This is a genomic window from Marinospirillum sp. (assembly GCF_014859565.1).
Genome location: NZ_JACUUA010000028.1, coordinates 1 through 17,160, shown reverse-complemented (window position 1 = coordinate 17,160; position 17,160 = coordinate 1). Strand labels below are relative to the sequence as shown.

The window sequence follows — 17,160 nt, the reverse complement described above, 5'->3', positions numbered from 1 at the left end:
CTGCATTCGGAAGATACTCACCATCCATTATGATTAAAAAATACTTATTGGATGGTGAGTTGACATGCAGGAACAGGGTAACGGTGGCAATGACGGCCTGATAGCCATCATTCTTTTTACACTAGCGGGCGTGGCGCTGATGATGTGGCAAGGGCACCGCGTGCTGGGTTTTTCACGCGCCATTGATCTCTTGCCGCTAAAGCTATATGCATTCATCTTGCCGGGCGCTGTGGGCGGATTTTTCGAGCAGCTGAGCAGCCAGTACGCCAGTTATCACTCCAAAAGCCTGACGCTGGCTCATCAAGCGTTTGCTGGGCGCTATGCCTGGTATCCCATCCTGACTCCCTTTGCTTTTTTTCTGATTTTCCAAGGCTTCAAGGTTCGCAAGATTCGTATGCGCCAGCAGTTTCGAATCATGGATCGAGACCACCTCAGCAACCTGTATGCAGAGCGCAAGCCTTCTGATCGGGAACGCGAACCCTGGACGGTGAATCGTTGGTTTGTGTTTTACAAGCTGAGAGGGATGGCGTGGCGATCTCCGGAGTGGATGGATCGAGTCGAAAAAGCCTTGATTATGCAGCTAGGCAAGCCGAATCCAACAGCCAGCATGAGCGATGAGGATCTGCTGGCTAATGCCAATCCCCTGGTTTTGAAATTCGCACAGCTTTTAAACGCCATAGCAGAAGCGCGAGCAAAAAAAGAAAAAAAACCGGCCAACCTCCCCCCTCCCGAGCAAATGGCATTAAAGGCGCTGCGTGCGCATGGTTACCCGTCAGGCTCCATTCTTCGATTGTTGGCAGCAGGGCGTGAGAGGGATGGTTTTATATCGGTTAACCGGTTTAAAAATGATTTGTTTGTCGATGCATCGAGCACACCTGTTTGGTGGGCATTAAACGCCCTTGGGCGGCAAACCGTTCACATTGAGGCGCTCGGTATTCTGAGCCACTTTTACCGCGAGATTGCCTATCAAGAGCGACTCGATGAGCCGGACTTGACTTGGGCGCTAGAGGGCTTGGATCGAATCAGGGAGTACAGGGTAAAAAACAGTATCGGCGATTTAACTGAACAGGTTGAAATCAGCCCCCCTGCAATTCGGGCTACTATATAGGCTAATGGGTAACGATTTGTTTTTTCTTAATAGAGTGGAGCGACCGATGCGTCAAAAATCAGGGTCGGTAACAACTAAAACAAGGCCTTCGGCCTTAATTAAAGCTGCCATACCTTTGGCCTTGGCTTCTTTAGTGGCATTTGGCTCACCGGTGATAGCTAGCACGGTTTTTGTTGGTGGTGCAGATAATCGCAGTGGATCAGGCTTACAGGCTGTGCAGATTGATGGTCGCCAGCAGCAGACCGCCGTACAAGTCCAAGGCAGCCGTAATGACTGGATGCCTGCTACCCATCATCAGGTTGCACAGAACTCGCCACCGATGCCCACAGTTATGCCGGGAGCACATCAGGAGCGCATCAGGGTATCTCCTGAAGCGGCCCCCGCTCCTTCTGTTAATCATCTACAGCTGAATACGCGAGCGCCGGGCAGCATCCATATCACGGATACTGCAAGACCGAAATCGGACGCAGTCCTGCCAAAGGGTCAGTGGTGGAGCGGATCTACCGGCCAGTCGCAACGCATTAAGCCTGCATCGGTCTCAGCTACAGTACCCGCTGGCTGGCTCTCAGAAGGCATGCGAGGTATTGCCGAAAAAGCCGGCTACAGCACTCTGGTGTGGGCGCTTGATGATACGGGTCGCAAGGACTTTCAGGTGCATGCGCCTTTGACCTTGGAGGGTGAAGAGTACCTTGAACTCTTGTATGAGCTTTCCAAGCCTTATCCCATCCGTCTGTGCCTGTATGCAACCGATAAAGTTGCCGAGGTGGTCATGGAAGGTAAGTCCTGTAACTCAAGAGGGGAAGCCCGATAATGAAGATTAACAAAACTGGTAATACCGCTCAGGCGGTGCTGCTTCCCTTGGTGACTGCTTTGTTTATTACAGGTTGCGCATCGGCAGGTGCTGAGCGCGGCCCAGGCACAAATAATCCGCTGCCGGGTGACTCCCTGCGTGAGCAAGCAGCAGAACGCACGCATGCAGCAGAGCGACTGCTAAACAATCAGATATCACAAACAGCACAGCCAAAAATTGAATTGATGGATCGGCACTTCTTTGCTGATCGCCGCACCCAGAAGCGGGAAGCGGGTGAATGGCTGTCAAGAATTCCATTTGACATGCCGATTGACACGTCTGTTCGTTCCGTTTCCCTGAATGATATTCTGAAGGTTTTCGCAGCCTCTGGTGTAAGCATCAGCAGCACGGTTCCAGTGGAAGATTATCGTTACTCTGGTTTTGCTATTCGCAATTCAGATGCCCGCACTGCGCTGCATGTTATTCTTTCCACTGCTGGCGTGGACTATGTGGTTAATGATGATCAGCGCACGGTTCAAATTGTTCCTATGCCGCGTCGCGCATATCACTTATCTATCAATAATCGCACGGCAGAGTACAGTAATCGCTCCGAAGGAACAGGGTCTGGAGGCTCCGCTGGTGCGAGTTCAGGAATATCTTCTACCAATGAATTTTGGGGTAGTCTGAAAGACGAAATAGAAAGTCGCTGTCGCATTTTGATGCCTGTAGCCAAAAAATCAGGTAATGCAGCGCCCGCCATGATAGGTCAGCCGATTGGGGCCGATGCAGCGCTAATCCAGGGACTGCAGGCAGGTGTGGGCGGTGCTGATACGGGTAGTCAAGGCGATGACATGTTCAGAACCATTGAAACCTGCGTTTTTTCCATTAATCCGAATACCGGTACTGTGACAGTGCAAGGACCGAACTGGGTTCATGAAGATTTGTCAGCGTATTTTGATCGCGTCAATCTGACCATGAATACGCGTATCACTCTCAGGACACGCATTGTGCTGATGAAGGATACCGATTCAAGCAGCGCCGGTGTAGATTTTAATGCACTGAAGCTGGATGCTGCAGGCAAAGGCTTTGCCATACAGAACAACGCTCTGGGCGGGGTTACCCTGAGTCGCGCCGCTGAAACTGGCCTGGCTGCTATCTCGGCACCTGGTGCAGCGACACGCAGCTTTGTAGGCTACACGGCAGATGGTATGCAGGCTGTCATGGGCTGGCTGGAGACTCAAGGTCGCCTGACGACCGAGATGGAGCCGACCATTACAACGGTATCCGGGGTGCCAACTACTTTTGAGCGCATTTCTCCGATTGTTTATTACCGCTACACCCAGCAGGCCTCAGCCGGTGAGGGAAGTGGCGTATCCATTACCTCTGAAGAGGTGGAGCGTCAGATCGGCTCCACTATTCGTGTGAATCCCACTTATGACGTGGATCGCAAGGTGGTCAGGACGCAAATCGGCATTGATCAGCGCTATCTGACCGGCTGGCAAGAAGAGGTGAACTACCTATCCACCGGTGGCAGTATTCAAACGGTTCCGGTTCGTGTGCCGATGATTGATCAGATCAGCATGAATGGTGAACTGCTGCTCAGGGATGGGGAGACCGTAGTGGTGGGCGGTCAGCGGTTCAATTCAACAGAAATGGGCGAAAAGGGCGTGACTGGCATGCGCAAGCTGCCGTTGCTGGGCAATCTGTTTGGCAGCACCAGTGACGAAGTGGAGACGTTTACCTACTACGCCATTATGACGGTTCATATTGATGAAGCGCCCAACCTGAAGAAGGAACGCTAATCATGCCCGGCAAGCCTTTTGTGCCGTCCGAATCAAGCGTCCGCAAGGGCGCTTTGCCCCAAGCTCAGGCAGGCTTTACGCTGATTGAGCTTTTGGTGGTCACGATGATCATTGGCTTAATGGCACCCTTGATCAGCCAGGTCATTTCACAGGGTCTTTCCGCAAAAGAGCGGGCTTACCGTGAGGAGCAGACGCAAACCAACAAACAGATTGCAGATGCCATAATCGGATGGGCTGGATCTGCTGGAATGACCACGCCATTTGCGGGATTAGCGCCGGGGCGATTACCACCGCCGCCAGGAGGTGGCTGGGATATTACAGCCGGAACTGCTAATTATCTGGGGCTGCGGTCAGCTATTGAGGCGGTCGTACCCAATGATCAAATCAACACGGATGGCACCCAGGTCGGCTACCGCAGAGCTTATCAAGTCCTCCCGGCTGTAGGAGTTGAAGCATTTTCTGCACGTCTGTGGGGGAGTCATGGGCCGGAAGTGGCGCTAGAGTACGACGTGGCAACGCTTTGGTTGTCCACTTGCGACATGGCAAACACCGAACCCGCTTGTAGTGGTGGTCGTCCGGGTTACAGCCCAGTGCTTTCTGTTAATTCGGCTGCAGAAGGCTACTACCGCAACTACACCTTTGATTTAGGTGATATTGGCCCCGTCATGTTGTCAACGCTTCCGAATCAGCAGCGCAATCTTCGCGTTCTGGCTAATCAGGTGGAGGCGATTCGCAATCGCTTGCTTGAAGCGTTTCGAGCACGAGCTACGCGTGTTACCGGTGACCAGATCGCAGCCAACCATTTCCTTCCTTGGGACAAGAGTGCACTGCCTACCGCAGACCCGACCCTGGCCGCCTCACAAAACTGTGCGTATGCATGGATTGCTTTGGATGCGGGCATCGGGCGGATTATTTTGGGTCAGCTAGGTTTTTCAGAGGATCGTGGTCGATCGCCCTGGGGTGGCACGATTGAATACTGCCCTGATTACAACCCCGACCCAGCTTGGACTCCAGCGGATCGCAATCAAGCCCCTCATGCAGCAGCGCTGCGTTTTAACCGAATTGTCACCGATGGTGCGCCGCCAGGCGCGCCGGGCAATAATGTTGTTGTGGTTTTCTGATCCACTGCCAGCCGCCTTTCAAGGCGGCTTTCTTTTGAATGAAATCGCACCCCTGGTAGACCTTGATAACATGGACGTGAGGTATGAAAAAACAAGTTAACCTATTCAGGAGTAAAACAATGCAGACGACCAAAATCGTGCATGCAAAGGCGAAAAGCCAGGGCGGCTTTTCATTGATTGAATTATTGGTGGTTGTGGCGCTGCTTGGCGTTCTGCTTGCTGTTGTCGTTCCCAATCTGACCGGTGGTGGTGCGGATAACGTAAAAGCTCAAGGCTTGAAGCGCATCATTGACAACGGTGCCGCCAACTGGCTGCTGTTGACCCAGCAAACCGGAACACAGCGTGTGACGGCCACAAACCAATTGCTGGCCTCAGTACACGGCGGATCCAATGATGTTCGCGCACTGGTGCTGCTGCGATACGCCGATGATCCGGCGAGAGCGGGTATTACCAACGCAGCTTTGCAGCGCCAAATCCTGTCGGTCGGAATACCGCAGATCAGCATGCTGGACATGCAGGGCACAGGAGCTGCAGCGCGAGTGATGTATGAGGGTCATGAGCTGCGCTTCAGTGTTGTCGGGCGCGATGTAACGCTACAGGTGCAGGGTGTTGAAAACCCGCTGCTTGAGGCTCTGGATCGCACATTCAACCCCACTACATTCCAGAACAGCAACTATGGCGCCGCAGGTAGTAATGGCGACGTGAGCTGGACTACTGCATCGGGTGGCGTTCGCACGGTCACCCTGCACGCTCGGATCTGATCCGCCCTCATCATTGCTGCGGCAAGCAGTGAAATCGGAGCCCTTAGTGGCTCCGTTACTATATGGGAAACTATATCAACATCTGGTATTACCATGCTCCCAGTTGCATTTGCACTTCTCTTGCTTGGCCTTGTCTCCTCCCTTGATGGGCTGAATAGCTTTTATACCGAGCGATCAGCAGCGCTGTATGAAAAGCGGTATCAGGGTTATGCCACGACGGTAATGGAGGCCATTGAACTGCATCGGGATATTTACCGGTTCTTTCCGGCCAACCTGAATGATCTGGCTGATACCAAGGGGTTTGAGCACCTTCGACCGGTTCTTGATGCGCTGTCTGGTCGCATTCACTACGTTCATGCTGGTCAGCGTAGATCCGGTGATGGAGAAGCATCAAGGGATCCGTGGAGCCTGGAGACAATCAGAATCGGATTCACTCTAAATGATGTGGAGCGCAGCTCAAGTGATTATTTTTCAGCAGCCAATAATGCCTGCGGCACTGAGCCGGCAGACACAGCGCAAGATTGGTGTGGTGAGTTTGGGTCGCTCTGGGCGCAAATGCAAAATGACAAAGATTTGTTTGCATCGGAGCGCAGGGTGCGGGAGCAGCTGAATGCATTGGCGGCACAGCTGACCGCTTACTACAGTGCCAGCAGTAACCGTGAATTTCCCAATCCCGGCACCACAGCCATGGTGCCGTTAGCGACCCTGGCCGGACTTCCGGTCACCGCTGAAACCTGCACGTCACCCACGCCTTCGCAGTGGCTAAATATCCCCATCACCTGCGGCAGCGCCTTTGTGGAAGGCGGCGGCCCTGTGTTTTACAAACGATTTCGTAAAGATCACATGATTCTGGTCGCACAAACATTGAGCACCCGCCGATGGGATGGGGCGAATGGGCAGCCGATTACGGTGGTTATGGAAATGAATGTTGGCAACTTCTAACCAATTTGTCTTTGAGGTGAATAATGGCTTTTGAAATGGGTGGCAAGCCCCAGGAAACAGATCCAGCTGACCATGCTGATATTCAAGAATCCAAACTGGAACCCAAAAGCTTTGATGATGCTTTTTTTGGTTATTCCCGTGATGACATTCAGTCGATTCTTGAGGAGTGGGGCTGGCCGAACGGCGTTGGCCATCCGGATATTGAAACGGAGGCAGCCTTACATTTGGCGCTCAAGAATAAAAAATACCGCATTGGTGAAATCGCCATTCGCTTAGGCGTCATGAGCGAGGAAGAGGTTGCAGAGGTTCTGGCCGAGCAGGCCAAGTTAAAAGCAGACATCGAAAGCGGACGAATCAAAGGGGTGTCGAGCAAGCGTAAGTTTGTAGGGCTTGCATCCGACATGTTTGCATCGGTGGCCTCGGCGGGCAACCGTCTTAATGCGGTTTTTCATGGTATTCCATATTACCGAAATCTGGATGGGGTCTTTGAACTTCACCCCTTTGCCGGTGGTGAGCAGGATGACGATCAAATCCTTTCTGCAACCGACCGTAACGCGATTGCCAACCACCTGACGGACATCCAGGCTGCGCTGCTGAAGCATAACGAATCACCGCTGCTGGTTTTTCAAAGCTACGCTGCATTGACGCAATGGCAGACCGGTGGCCGCGAAGTGCTGTCCAAAGACCCCATCTTGAAGGCTTTTGGGTTGGATCGCCCATACCAGATCCCTGTAGCGCTGTCAGAAATTGACGAGGTGGCCAAGCTGAGTGGCGGCGGACACAGCGAGGGCTCCGGTTCTGGTGATCGCTCTGCCGCCACCATCAGCATGAGCGCCCTTGAGGCCAAGGCAGAGCATGAGAGTGAGCGTGCTTACAAAAAGCTGGCACAGGTGCTGGAGTACGCCATTTCTCGCAAGGATTCAGACATTGCGATCATTCCCACCGAAGAAGGCACGGGCATGATTCAATCGCGCACTGCACGCGAGTTACGCACGATCAGGGCTGTACCGTTGCTGAATGCCAAGGAAATGGAGGTGGTGTGCCGTTATTTGCGCAAAGTGACCCATGCCAGTATGGATAACACCATTCCTCGAGAGCCTGAGGATGGCGAGATGCGCTTCTCCTGCCGTTACGGCACCGCATTTATTCGTGCCTCGTTCATCCCAGTAAAAAAACGCGGGATCAGTCCTTATGTGGTTTCCATTTCGCTGCGCCTGCAGCGTGAGGGCGGCCTGGGCAACGATACACGGCTGCGCCTTGAGCAGCTGGGTCTGGCTGAGATTACTCAGACACTGATCAAGGATGCCCTGCGTCTGAACGAGGGTTTGATTGTACTGGCAGGTCCCACCAACTCCGGTAAGTCCACCACCATTGCCGCGATGCTTGATAAGCACCGGGAGCTTAAGGGGGATACCGTGAAACGCCTGTCTTTAGAGCAGCCGGTGGAGCGGGCGATACCGGGGGTGATTCAGTTTGATGTACCCAAGCACATGAAATTCAGTCGTGTACTTGAAGGCTTTATGCGCCATGACCCAGACCTGATTTTTATGGGTGAGATCCGCGATGAAGGATCAGCCATTGCCGGTGTGCAGGCATCCACTACCGGGCACTTGGTTTTGACCACGACCCACGCGAAAACTGCGGTGGGTGCATTCACCCGCATGCTGAACCTGATGGGCAGTGATGCTGGTGGCTACCGTCAGGATCTGGCTGAGGCGATTGAACTGATTGTTGCACAGCGACTGGTGCCCTTCCTGTGTCCTCAGTGCCGCATTAAGCGTGAGGTGACAGAGGATGAAAAGGCACACTACATCCGTGAAATGCGCCGTGCCGGACTGTTGAGCATGATCAGTGATGATACGGAGCATCTGCTATCGAGCATTCCCATGGCTTACCAGCTGCCTAGTCATGTCCATGACCGTGATCGTGATGGATGCAATCATTGTCGTTCAGCGGCCGGTGAGGGCGTAATTCGAGACATGCCGATCAATGAGGTGCTGGTGATGAGCCGCAAGCTGCGCAGCAAGCTGATTGCCGGCACGGTGACTGAAAGCGATCTGGCTGAGGCGCGTGAAACCACGCTGCTTGAGCAAGCTTGCATCAAGCTCAATGCCGGTGAAATCGAGTTTGGTGTGTTTATTGGTTTTGCGAATCAGGCCTAAGGGGGCAGATGAATGGATGTCAAATTTAAAGACAATGAAATTCGTGTCGCAGCACGCTTGATTGGCTCTCTGACGCGAGCAGGATTGGCGCAGGATTTGATCTGTGCGCGCATGTCAGAAATGCAGCCCAAAAAGAAAGCTTTCTGGCTAGAAGCTGCCGATCAGGCGGCTGGCGGTGTGCCGCTCTCACAGCTGATGGAGGATTCATGGCCGCCGGCCTATATCCAAGCTATAAAGGCAGGTGAAAATTCAGGTTCACTGGCTGCTGTGCTGAAGGAGATCAATCACACGATTGTGCGTAAGCAAGAGGTGATGAAAATTCTCATTGATGCACTTAAACCTTTTGGATTTGTGCTAGGCGGCATTGGTGTACTGTTCTTCTTTCTGGTCAGCGTTATCCCTTCGCTGCCAGCTCCACGCGGCATAGAGCCATCCATGATTCGTGTCATGTCGAACACGGTCATGGAAACGCTTGCCAGTGATGCCAAGTACATGGTGGGCGGCGTGATTGCTGCAGTGCTGTTCGGTTTGTACGTGCTGTTTAAAAGCCCGAGTTTTCAGCGCTCTTTCATGGAGATGATTGATAAAGTCCCTGGTCTTGGTCGAGGTGTTCGTGCTTTGGCATGGAGTATTTTTGCCCGCTACCTGATTGTTTTGTCCAATGCTGGTGGTGGGCTTGATGTAGCCATGCGTCTTCGCATGGCGGCTGAATCCATGCCCAAGATTTATCAGGAAGAGGTCGATCTCCTTATTTATGATCTGGCAGAAAGAAATATGGGTATCGCATCGGCCGTGAATCCGGATCAGCAGGAAGAGGGCGATCCTCGGCGCAAGTGGCCGATGTTATTTACATCTGCTCTCATGAACTATGAGGTTTCAGGCAATATGGGGGAAGAACTGCAGGCTGTGGTGGATGATCTTGAAGAAGATGGTCGTGAGAGTATTGCTGGCCCCATCTCTCTAATGAAACTGGTCGGCATGCTGGCTGCGGTGTCATCCATCATGTTTCCTATGGCCAGTTACCTCATGGAAACTGTCGAATCCACCCGGGCAATGGGTTAAAAGGAGCGATTCATGTCAGCTTTAAAAATGTGGTTCTCTGCACTGCAGACCAAGCGCCTGAAAAAAGCGGTTTTTCTTTATGATGATCAGGTTTTAAAGCAGTTTTTGGTCGGCGACAGTCGCAGCAATCAGATCATTTTATGTGGCAATCTGATTTACGCCTCACTAGACAAAGGTGCGGCCCCGAATGAAAAGGAGGCTGTTGCCCAGCCAGCCAGGTTGCGCGATAGCAGGGATTACAAAGGCAAGAAGGGCAGTTGGAATCTGTGGATTGCCCGGTCAGCACTGCGTCCTGAAGTGCTCAAGCGGGGGGCGATTTTTGTCGCTCAGGATCAGTACATTGCCTATGGACAGAAGCAGTCCCGTAATCATCCGGGTCGCCTCATGGTTGTTGGCGGTGCCGCTGGTCGAGCAGAGACCAATATCGAGATATACCTTTTTGAAGGAGGCACACTGATCGGCATAGAAGAGCGAATGCTCAATGCCAGTCAGGACTCCCTGTCATCATCAGGGGGTGTGGAGCTGCTCGAATTGATTGAGCGCCGCATCGAGGAACTGACCGGCAGTTTTTCCGGGGATTTGCGAGTTCATATCGCAGCGCCTCTGGCTGATTATTCTGCAATCAGGGCAGCCAGTGCTGCCATTAATGCGCAGTATGTGGGTCGAGAACCCTTTGAGCGCCTGATTCAGCCTGCACTGAATATCCCTCAGGACACCAGCGCTCAAGCCCTATCTGTGCAAATAAAAAACTGGGCGCTACCTGCCGCGCTGGCGCTGGCCGGTGCGGGTGTCGGTTACTACCTGGTGGATCAATCCATGGGGCGCTATGACCAGGCGGTGATCGCATTCAAGCGTGCCCAGGCCGCTCAGTCTCCGGACATGGATAATGCCACCTTAAGTCTGCTGCAAGCCAAGGGCGTTTTTTTGGATGAACTGCAGGAGAGGCGGGATTACCCCTATTTTACAGCCATGACCCAGGTGCTGAAGGCAGCCGGTCAAGTGCCTGGCATCTATATTTCGCAGGTACGATTGCTTGGGCATCCTGATTCACGTTCTGCTGCCCTGAAAACGGCGGCTGCCAGGGGGTTAGATGGGGGGGTGCCTGATCTGCAGATGGTGGTGCACATTCCACTGCCCGATCGCTTTGAAGGCTCTTTAAGGGATCATTCGCGCACAGCCTTGGAGCAGATATCCCGATCTCTGCAGGGCGCATCCAATGATTACCGTTTTACCGCATTCAGCCACCAGCGCGTTCGGCTGCCTGACGAGAAGTTTTACAATATGTTTGAGGTCAGAGTGACCCGAACCGAACGACCTGCTGATGAGACCGGGGAGGAATGGCAATGAACATTCAAAGCATGCGCCTGCTGGCCGGGTTGATTGTGGCAGGGGTTCTGGCTTATGCCGGTCATCAGCTGTCCGGATTGATTGATCAGCGCACCCGGATTCAAGCAAGTAATACACAAAGCATTCATCGCTTTGAGCAGGCATTACAAACACTGACGGCGGATGCGCAGCGCTGGGATGATGCCTTCATGTATTTAAGTGAAGGTGACGTACCGGACCTGACATCACTCCATCAGCGTCTTGAGTTGGATCGCTACCTGAATCTGAACAAAGACCGCTTAAGTGTTCAATCAGTGGATGCTGTTCAGGCTTCTGATGGCACACCGCTGCCGCTGATCAAGGTGTGCATCGCAACGGATGATGAGGTGGTGCGGGTGGAAGGCCGACATTTTACTGAGATTCTGGATGGCGTGTTAAGGCTGTCTCAGATGCGTAGCGACCTGAGTATCGGTCAATTGGATGTGAGCTTTTCACACACCTACGACTCAGATCGCATACGTGCCAACCTCTCGCCGGTTTGTCTTTTAATTCGCACCAACCCCAACCACAGCTGATCGAGGTTTTTTTATGAAGGGCAAGAATGCAAAAAGTGTTGATCAGAAAAAACTGATCGCCTTGGCGTTAGCGGGGGGCTTGGTGTGGGGAGGTTATACCGCTTTTCAGGGGCTTGAGCGTCAGTTCTCACGCCTGCCGGTCATGGGCTCCACGCAGTCTTCATCTGAAGTCAGCGCCCGTGATGGCTTGACCCATTTGGCACCGGTGCAAATCAGTTCGGGCGGAAGAACGGATTCATCGAATCAGCCTTCTCGAAACCAGACTGCGGACGTTTTACAGTCCATCAACAGGAAGGCTTTTGAAACGCCCAAGATTCCTGTGGTGGTTGCACCTGAACAGGTTCAAGGGGTCAATATCGAAAGCCCTGAAGAGGAAAAGAAAGAACTGAGTTTAACGGAGCGGTTTCTGGCTTCTGGCCCTCATAATCTGCTTGGACTTGTAGAAAAGGCTCAGCAGCCCAAGCTTGAAGCCATTTTCCTGGACTCGCAGATGGCGGTTATTGATGGACAGCTGATTCGCATTGGCGAGCCGGTGCGCGGCTTTGCTTACAACGTGCCTGATCTTGAGAGTGAATCTGATGAAGCCGAGCCTCTGAAGCGCACACCGTACCTGGCAAGCCTGACCAAAAACTCAGCAGTGCTGACCGATCAGTGGAATCAGTGGGAACAAACGCTCACGATTCACATGCGGCATGTTTCGATACCTGTCACCGGAAGCCTAGATGAAATTGTTGACTTCTACTCAAGGTTTAACCGATGAGCTTTCAGCCCATGCCCGGTCGTTCTGAGCTTGATGAGTCGAAGGCTCGTGCTATGCAAGGGGCGGCACCCAATGAAGCACCGCTAAAACCGGCGCACAGTTCTTTGTCTGAAGGGGGGTCAAAGGCCTGGGTTGAAATCGAGGAAAGTCTGCTGCTTCAGATTGGGCGCACCTTGGGTCTATGGATGCTGCGCCTCGTGTTTGCTGTACTGTTCTTTGTCGGACTCACTTCTGCTTTTGTGATGATGGAGCGACAGCCAACCTTGTCACAGGCGTTCGGCTTGACTGAAATGCGCTTAAGAGCAAAAGCCTTACCGGACGCGTTGTTTTGGAGCTACCGAAAATGGAGTAACGCTGAGGCGGATAGTTACAGTCCATCAGATGTACGGTTTGGTTATGCTCGAGACTTCGCAGGTGGGCGACTGATTGTTCATGAATACACATCATCCGGTCGGATCGATAAAGCCTACCCCTTAGCTTCTGTTGAGATTAATCCTCAACAGCAAGGAATGATCGCTCAGTGGGTTCGAGAGCGACGCGGTGCTGAGGCTCGTTTTGATATTTACATTAATCAGGATGGCGTCGAGCATGCCGTGGTCTGGGCTTCTGGTGCGCCATGGAATGTCCAGTGGATTTCAGCCGGGTTTGCCTACCCATCACCCAACCCGCCATCCAATGTGATCGATGCTGCTTTTGCTGAGTATTACTGGCAGCAATTTAAAGGGCAGCGCACTGTCACTGCAGGTGATCAGCCATAACCCCCGTTAAATCCCTAGTCTTTTGACTTTGGACATATTAAAGGCACAAACATCATATCAATGACTCTGACTCGCTGGAGGTTTCCATGAAGTCGACTCGAAACAAAGCGTCTCGCCTGCTTCAATGGCGAACCCTGGGCAGCGGACTGCTGGTTTTATCATTACTCTTCACCGGTGCTTCTGCCTCGGCCAGTTCGATTGGTCTGGTGACCTCTTCAAGCGGCTCTTTGGAGATCAGCAGTGATCTGAATGTGATTGGCGGTGATGCAGCCGGTGGTGCTCATGCAACCCTGATTGCACCGGATCTGCAGGTCTGCGATGAACGCACAGCCATGGTCTCACGCTTTGATGCCACCGGTGACCTGCAGGTGTGCAAAGAAACCGGTGCCGTGGATGCCGAAGGCAATCCAATCTGGGACTGGCAAACACATCAGGTGGTGGGCTCCAATATCGCCACCGGTGCCGTGGGCGAGACACAGATTGCCAATGATGCCGTTGCACAGCAGCATGTGCGCGCCGATGCTGTGGGTGGTGATCAGATTCGCGCCAGCTCCATCACCGGCTTGAAGCTGATTGAAAATGCCATCCAGAGCCGGGAGCTGGCATCCAATGCTGTGGGCACCACGCACATTGCTGCGGGTGCTGTGACGAGCGACAAGATCGGGGACGGTGCGGTGGGTACGCGTCAGCTGGCGGCAAATGCAGTGACAGGCGCAAAAATCAGTGCCGGTGCGGTGGCTACGACACAGCTGGCGGCGAATGCAGTGACTGGCGCAAAAATCAGTGCCGGTGCGGTGGGGACGACACAGCTGGCGGCGGCTGCGGTTACAACAGCGAAACTAGCTGACAACGCAGTAACGGACGCCAAACTTGCGTCCCAGGCGTCGTGCTCGTTGACTTATCATACGCCCGCTGAACTTGGCCTGACTAATAGCACTAAAATTCGGTACGGCATCGCCAATCAATACGTTTACCGTGAGGAGTACCAGTGCACCAAGTATACGGAGAGGGGCGGGGACGTGAATTGGACTCAGTGCACGGAGTATGGGTGGGTACGTACTGCGAGGTATATGAGAAGTGCAATAAAGTCCGTGAGTTGCAACTAATAAAAGAGGCACTGCATTCGAAAAATGCAGCGTCGCCCAGCAAGAGCAGGTTATCCACCTCCGCTAACAAGGAATTCTTCGGCAATGCCTCAAAAACTCCCGAAAACAAGGGCTTCAACATCAAAAGATTACGTGGATTTTCTGTACAAATCTTTCAATGTAAAGCACCTTGATCGGGAGGGTGTTGCAAAGAAAGGAGTTCCCTATCTAACCGCCAGTCAGACACGCAAGATGCATAATGCATGGCTATCGGCCCAAGCAAAGAAATATCTCGAGAAGGCGGAGAGTACAAATCTTCGCAATCCACACTTCCCTAAAATTAATAAAGACCGCAAAGGTATTAACCAGATTAGAGTCGGCACGGCAAAAGGTCATCGCTCGGCAGTATCCATGAAATACTCTGACATTCCAAAACCTTTAGTGTTGACTCGATCATTGGTTGGAGGCGCTCAAAACTATTGGCGCTTCATTTTGGAGGTGCGCGGTCTTTTGGATGCCAGCAAGCCAGCGCAGTTTATTCGTTTGGACTTGCAAAAAGCCTACCTGAACATCACTGCCAGCATGCTCTTGCGAGCCCAGCGGTTTTTGGCACACAAAGCCGGGATGGATGTTAATGGCAGGCGATTCAGCAAAGAGCACCAGGCGTTTGAGCAGTTTCTTTTTGAATATCGCAGCGAACTATTTATTCAGCCTGAGCTGCAGCAAGGGCTATTTTTAGGTGCGGGTGCTTCCCATCACCTTGCAAATCTTTTGTACCAGGCTGTAGCCCTTTCGCTCGATGATGCAGCTGTAGTCTTCCAGTTCGAAGATGATTTGCTGCTGATACATCGCCAAGATGCCCGTGTAGACCTGAATCAGCATTACCGACGTCATGCGTTAGTTCTTGATCGGTGGGGTCTTGCCATTTCACCCGAGAAAGTTCAATCCGGAACGCTAGGCAAGGAAGGACTGACCTTCCTTGGATACCACTACGAAAACCAGGCGCTCCACATCCAAACCAAAAAACTAGGTCACCGTCTTAGCCGCATGGCTTCTTTTATCCGTGCTTTTGTTTCAAGGCATCAGTCATTACCTGCATTCAAGCTAATGCAAAAAAAGAACACCCAATTCATGAGCTACTACGGACTTGTTGGCAACAAGGCCGATGTTAAAGAGTATCTGGATGCACAAGCATTAAGAATGCTTCGAATTGCCCATAGCGAGCGAAATAAAATTCCTTTCATAGCATCGACTGCAATGATCCGGGCGTCTTAAGCCAGGCAAGGTCTTATTCTGGCAGGATAAATCATTGAATCCCCACAGCTTTGCATCCGCAATCTTGATCGCCTGTGTTAAATTGCATTTATTTGAAAACTTATTTAACACAGGAGTCCTTCATGGATCGTGTTGCTCATCCTTCCACCCCTGATCTGGTTTTTGATGTGTTGTCGAGCACTGATCACGCTGAGGGAGCCAAAATCCGTGTCATTGGCGTAGGCGGGGGCGGCGGCAATGCCGTTGCCCACATGATTGCCAGAGGCATTCGTGGGGTTGATTACATCTGCACCAACACCGATGCCCAGGCGTTGTCAGCACTGCGCCAAGAATGCGCCACCTTGCAGCTTGGCGCAAAATTGACCCGAGGATTAGGTGCCGGAGCACGCCCTGAACAAGGACGCGCCGCTGCAGAGGCGGATCGCGACCTGATTAAAGGCATGCTGTCGGGTGCGGACATGGTGTTTATCACCGCAGGCATGGGTGGCGGTACCGGTACGGGTGCTGCACCGGTGATTGCAAGAATCGCTCGTGAGTTAGGCATTTTGACAGTGGCCGTGGTCACCCGCCCCTTTGGCTTTGAAGGGAAAAAGCGGCATCTGGCGGCTGAAGAAGGCATAGATCAGTTGATCAGTGAAGCGGATTCAATGATCACCATCCCCAATGAAAAACTGCTGACCGCCTTAGGTCGCAAGGTCAGTCTGACCGAAGCCTTTGCGCAGGCCAATGATGTATTGCTGAACGCAGTCCAGGGTATTGCCGAACTGATCACCTGTCCTGGCATGATTAACCTGGATTTTGCGGATGTCACGACTGTCATGAAAAACACCGGGCTGTCCATGATGGGTGTGGGAATGGCCGAAGGCGAACAGCGTGCCCGACTGGCGGTTGAGCAGGCGATCCATTCCCCCTTTTTGGATGATCTAGATCTGCGTGATGCATCAGGCATTCTGGTCAATGTCACGGCCAGTGATGACCTTGGGTTAGGTGAGTTCAGTGAGATCTCTGAAGCCATGGCAGAATTGGCTTCTGATGACACGAATGTCATTGTGGGAACCTCCATTGATCCATCCATGGGGGATCGCATTCGTGTGACTGTAGTGGCCACAGGGTTGCAGCACAAAGAGGTGCCACAGGTTGTCATCAATCCTGTGCAGATGAATAAAGTCGCTCAACCTGAGCGCTCGTATGAATGGTCAAAACATGAGGATTTGCCGCCTGCCAGTATTTCCCGCTTTCCTTTTGGTGCAGCACCGGAGTCTGGCACCACTGAGCGTCCATCTAAAAATATGCGAGATCGGGCGATGGAAGAGCTGGATATACCGACTTTCTTGCGCAGGCAGGCTCGGGCGTAATGAATGCACTGATTGACAGCAAGAAGGATTGACCTGTGGACTGGCTGACGCTGATTGGATGGACAGGAACTCTCACCTATTTGGTTGCCCAGGTTTTGCTGGCCTCTAATCGCTGCCAGCAGGGCACTTATGTCACTTTAAACCTCTACGGCAGCTTGGCGACCGTAATCTATTCGCTTTCTGCTCATGCGATCCAGCCAGTAGCAATAAATAGCTTCTGGCTGCTGGTGACTGCTCCCCGCCCTAAGCGCTAAAGCGCCACGGGCGAGGCTTCCAAC

Annotated in this window: 15 protein-coding genes; all 15 read left to right on the top strand. The window is 52.6% G+C overall.

Features of this window, described 5'->3' with window-relative positions:
- Positions 1-64: 64 nt before the first annotated feature.
- The 15 genes from IBX50_RS06025 to ftsZ all read left to right on the top strand — a co-directional run bounded on the left by IBX50_RS06025 (position 65) and on the right by ftsZ (position 16,882).
- Complete coding sequence (locus IBX50_RS06025; protein ID WP_292254228.1) at positions 65-1,108, top strand: hypothetical protein; 1,044 nt, start codon at positions 65-67, stop codon at positions 1,106-1,108.
- Positions 1,109-1,154: 46 nt separating this feature from the next.
- On the top strand, positions 1,155-1,919 hold the full coding sequence (locus IBX50_RS06020) for a hypothetical protein (RefSeq protein ID WP_292254227.1): 765 nt from the start codon (positions 1,155-1,157) through the stop codon (positions 1,917-1,919).
- Positions 1,919-3,700, top strand: a complete 1,782-nt coding sequence (locus IBX50_RS06015; protein WP_292254226.1) for a hypothetical protein — start codon at positions 1,919-1,921, stop codon at positions 3,698-3,700. The genes IBX50_RS06020 and IBX50_RS06015 overlap by 1 nt, the downstream gene beginning before the upstream one ends.
- Before the next feature lie 2 nt (positions 3,701-3,702).
- Positions 3,703-4,821: a type II secretion system protein gene (locus tag IBX50_RS06010; protein ID WP_292254225.1), complete on the top strand. Its 1,119-nt coding sequence runs from the start codon at positions 3,703-3,705 to the stop codon at positions 4,819-4,821.
- Positions 4,822-4,904: 83 nt separating this feature from the next.
- On the top strand, positions 4,905-5,582 hold the full coding sequence (locus IBX50_RS06005) for a prepilin-type N-terminal cleavage/methylation domain-containing protein (protein WP_292254224.1): 678 nt from the start codon (positions 4,905-4,907) through the stop codon (positions 5,580-5,582).
- Between the two features lie 93 nt (positions 5,583-5,675).
- A complete protein-coding gene (locus IBX50_RS06000) occupies positions 5,676-6,524 on the top strand; it encodes a hypothetical protein (RefSeq protein ID WP_292254222.1) in 849 nt (282 codons plus the stop codon).
- A gap of 23 nt (positions 6,525-6,547) precedes the next feature.
- Entirely contained in the window at positions 6,548-8,686 is a 2,139-nt protein-coding gene (locus IBX50_RS05995) for an ATPase, T2SS/T4P/T4SS family (protein ID WP_292254221.1), read from the top strand.
- A 12-nt stretch (positions 8,687-8,698) separates the two neighbouring features.
- Positions 8,699-9,748 (top strand): type II secretion system F family protein, encoded by a 1,050-nt coding sequence (locus IBX50_RS05990; protein WP_292254220.1) that lies wholly within the window; start codon positions 8,699-8,701, stop codon positions 9,746-9,748.
- Positions 9,749-9,760: 12 nt separating this feature from the next.
- Entirely contained in the window at positions 9,761-11,095 is a 1,335-nt protein-coding gene (locus IBX50_RS05985) for a hypothetical protein (RefSeq protein WP_292254219.1), read from the top strand.
- The gene (locus tag IBX50_RS05980; protein WP_292254218.1) at positions 11,092-11,649 is read left to right on the top strand and encodes a hypothetical protein; all 558 of its coding nucleotides are present in this window, start codon (positions 11,092-11,094) and stop codon (positions 11,647-11,649) included. The genes IBX50_RS05985 and IBX50_RS05980 overlap by 4 nt, the downstream gene beginning before the upstream one ends.
- Before the next feature lie 13 nt (positions 11,650-11,662).
- Positions 11,663-12,409 (top strand): hypothetical protein, encoded by a 747-nt coding sequence (locus tag IBX50_RS05975; RefSeq protein ID WP_292254217.1) that lies wholly within the window; start codon positions 11,663-11,665, stop codon positions 12,407-12,409.
- Complete coding sequence (locus IBX50_RS05970) at positions 12,406-13,167, top strand: hypothetical protein (protein WP_292254215.1); 762 nt, start codon at positions 12,406-12,408, stop codon at positions 13,165-13,167. Before IBX50_RS05975 ends, IBX50_RS05970 begins: the two co-directional genes overlap by 4 nt.
- A gap of 86 nt (positions 13,168-13,253) precedes the next feature.
- Complete coding sequence (locus tag IBX50_RS05965; protein WP_292254214.1) at positions 13,254-14,273, top strand: hypothetical protein; 1,020 nt, start codon at positions 13,254-13,256, stop codon at positions 14,271-14,273.
- 84 nt (positions 14,274-14,357) lie between these two features.
- Positions 14,358-15,527, top strand: a complete 1,170-nt coding sequence (locus IBX50_RS05960; protein ID WP_292254213.1) for a reverse transcriptase domain-containing protein — start codon at positions 14,358-14,360, stop codon at positions 15,525-15,527.
- A gap of 122 nt (positions 15,528-15,649) precedes the next feature.
- On the top strand, positions 15,650-16,882 hold the full coding sequence (ftsZ, locus tag IBX50_RS05955; RefSeq protein ID WP_292254212.1) for a cell division protein FtsZ: 1,233 nt from the start codon (positions 15,650-15,652) through the stop codon (positions 16,880-16,882).
- Positions 16,883-17,160: the final 278 nt, after the last annotated feature.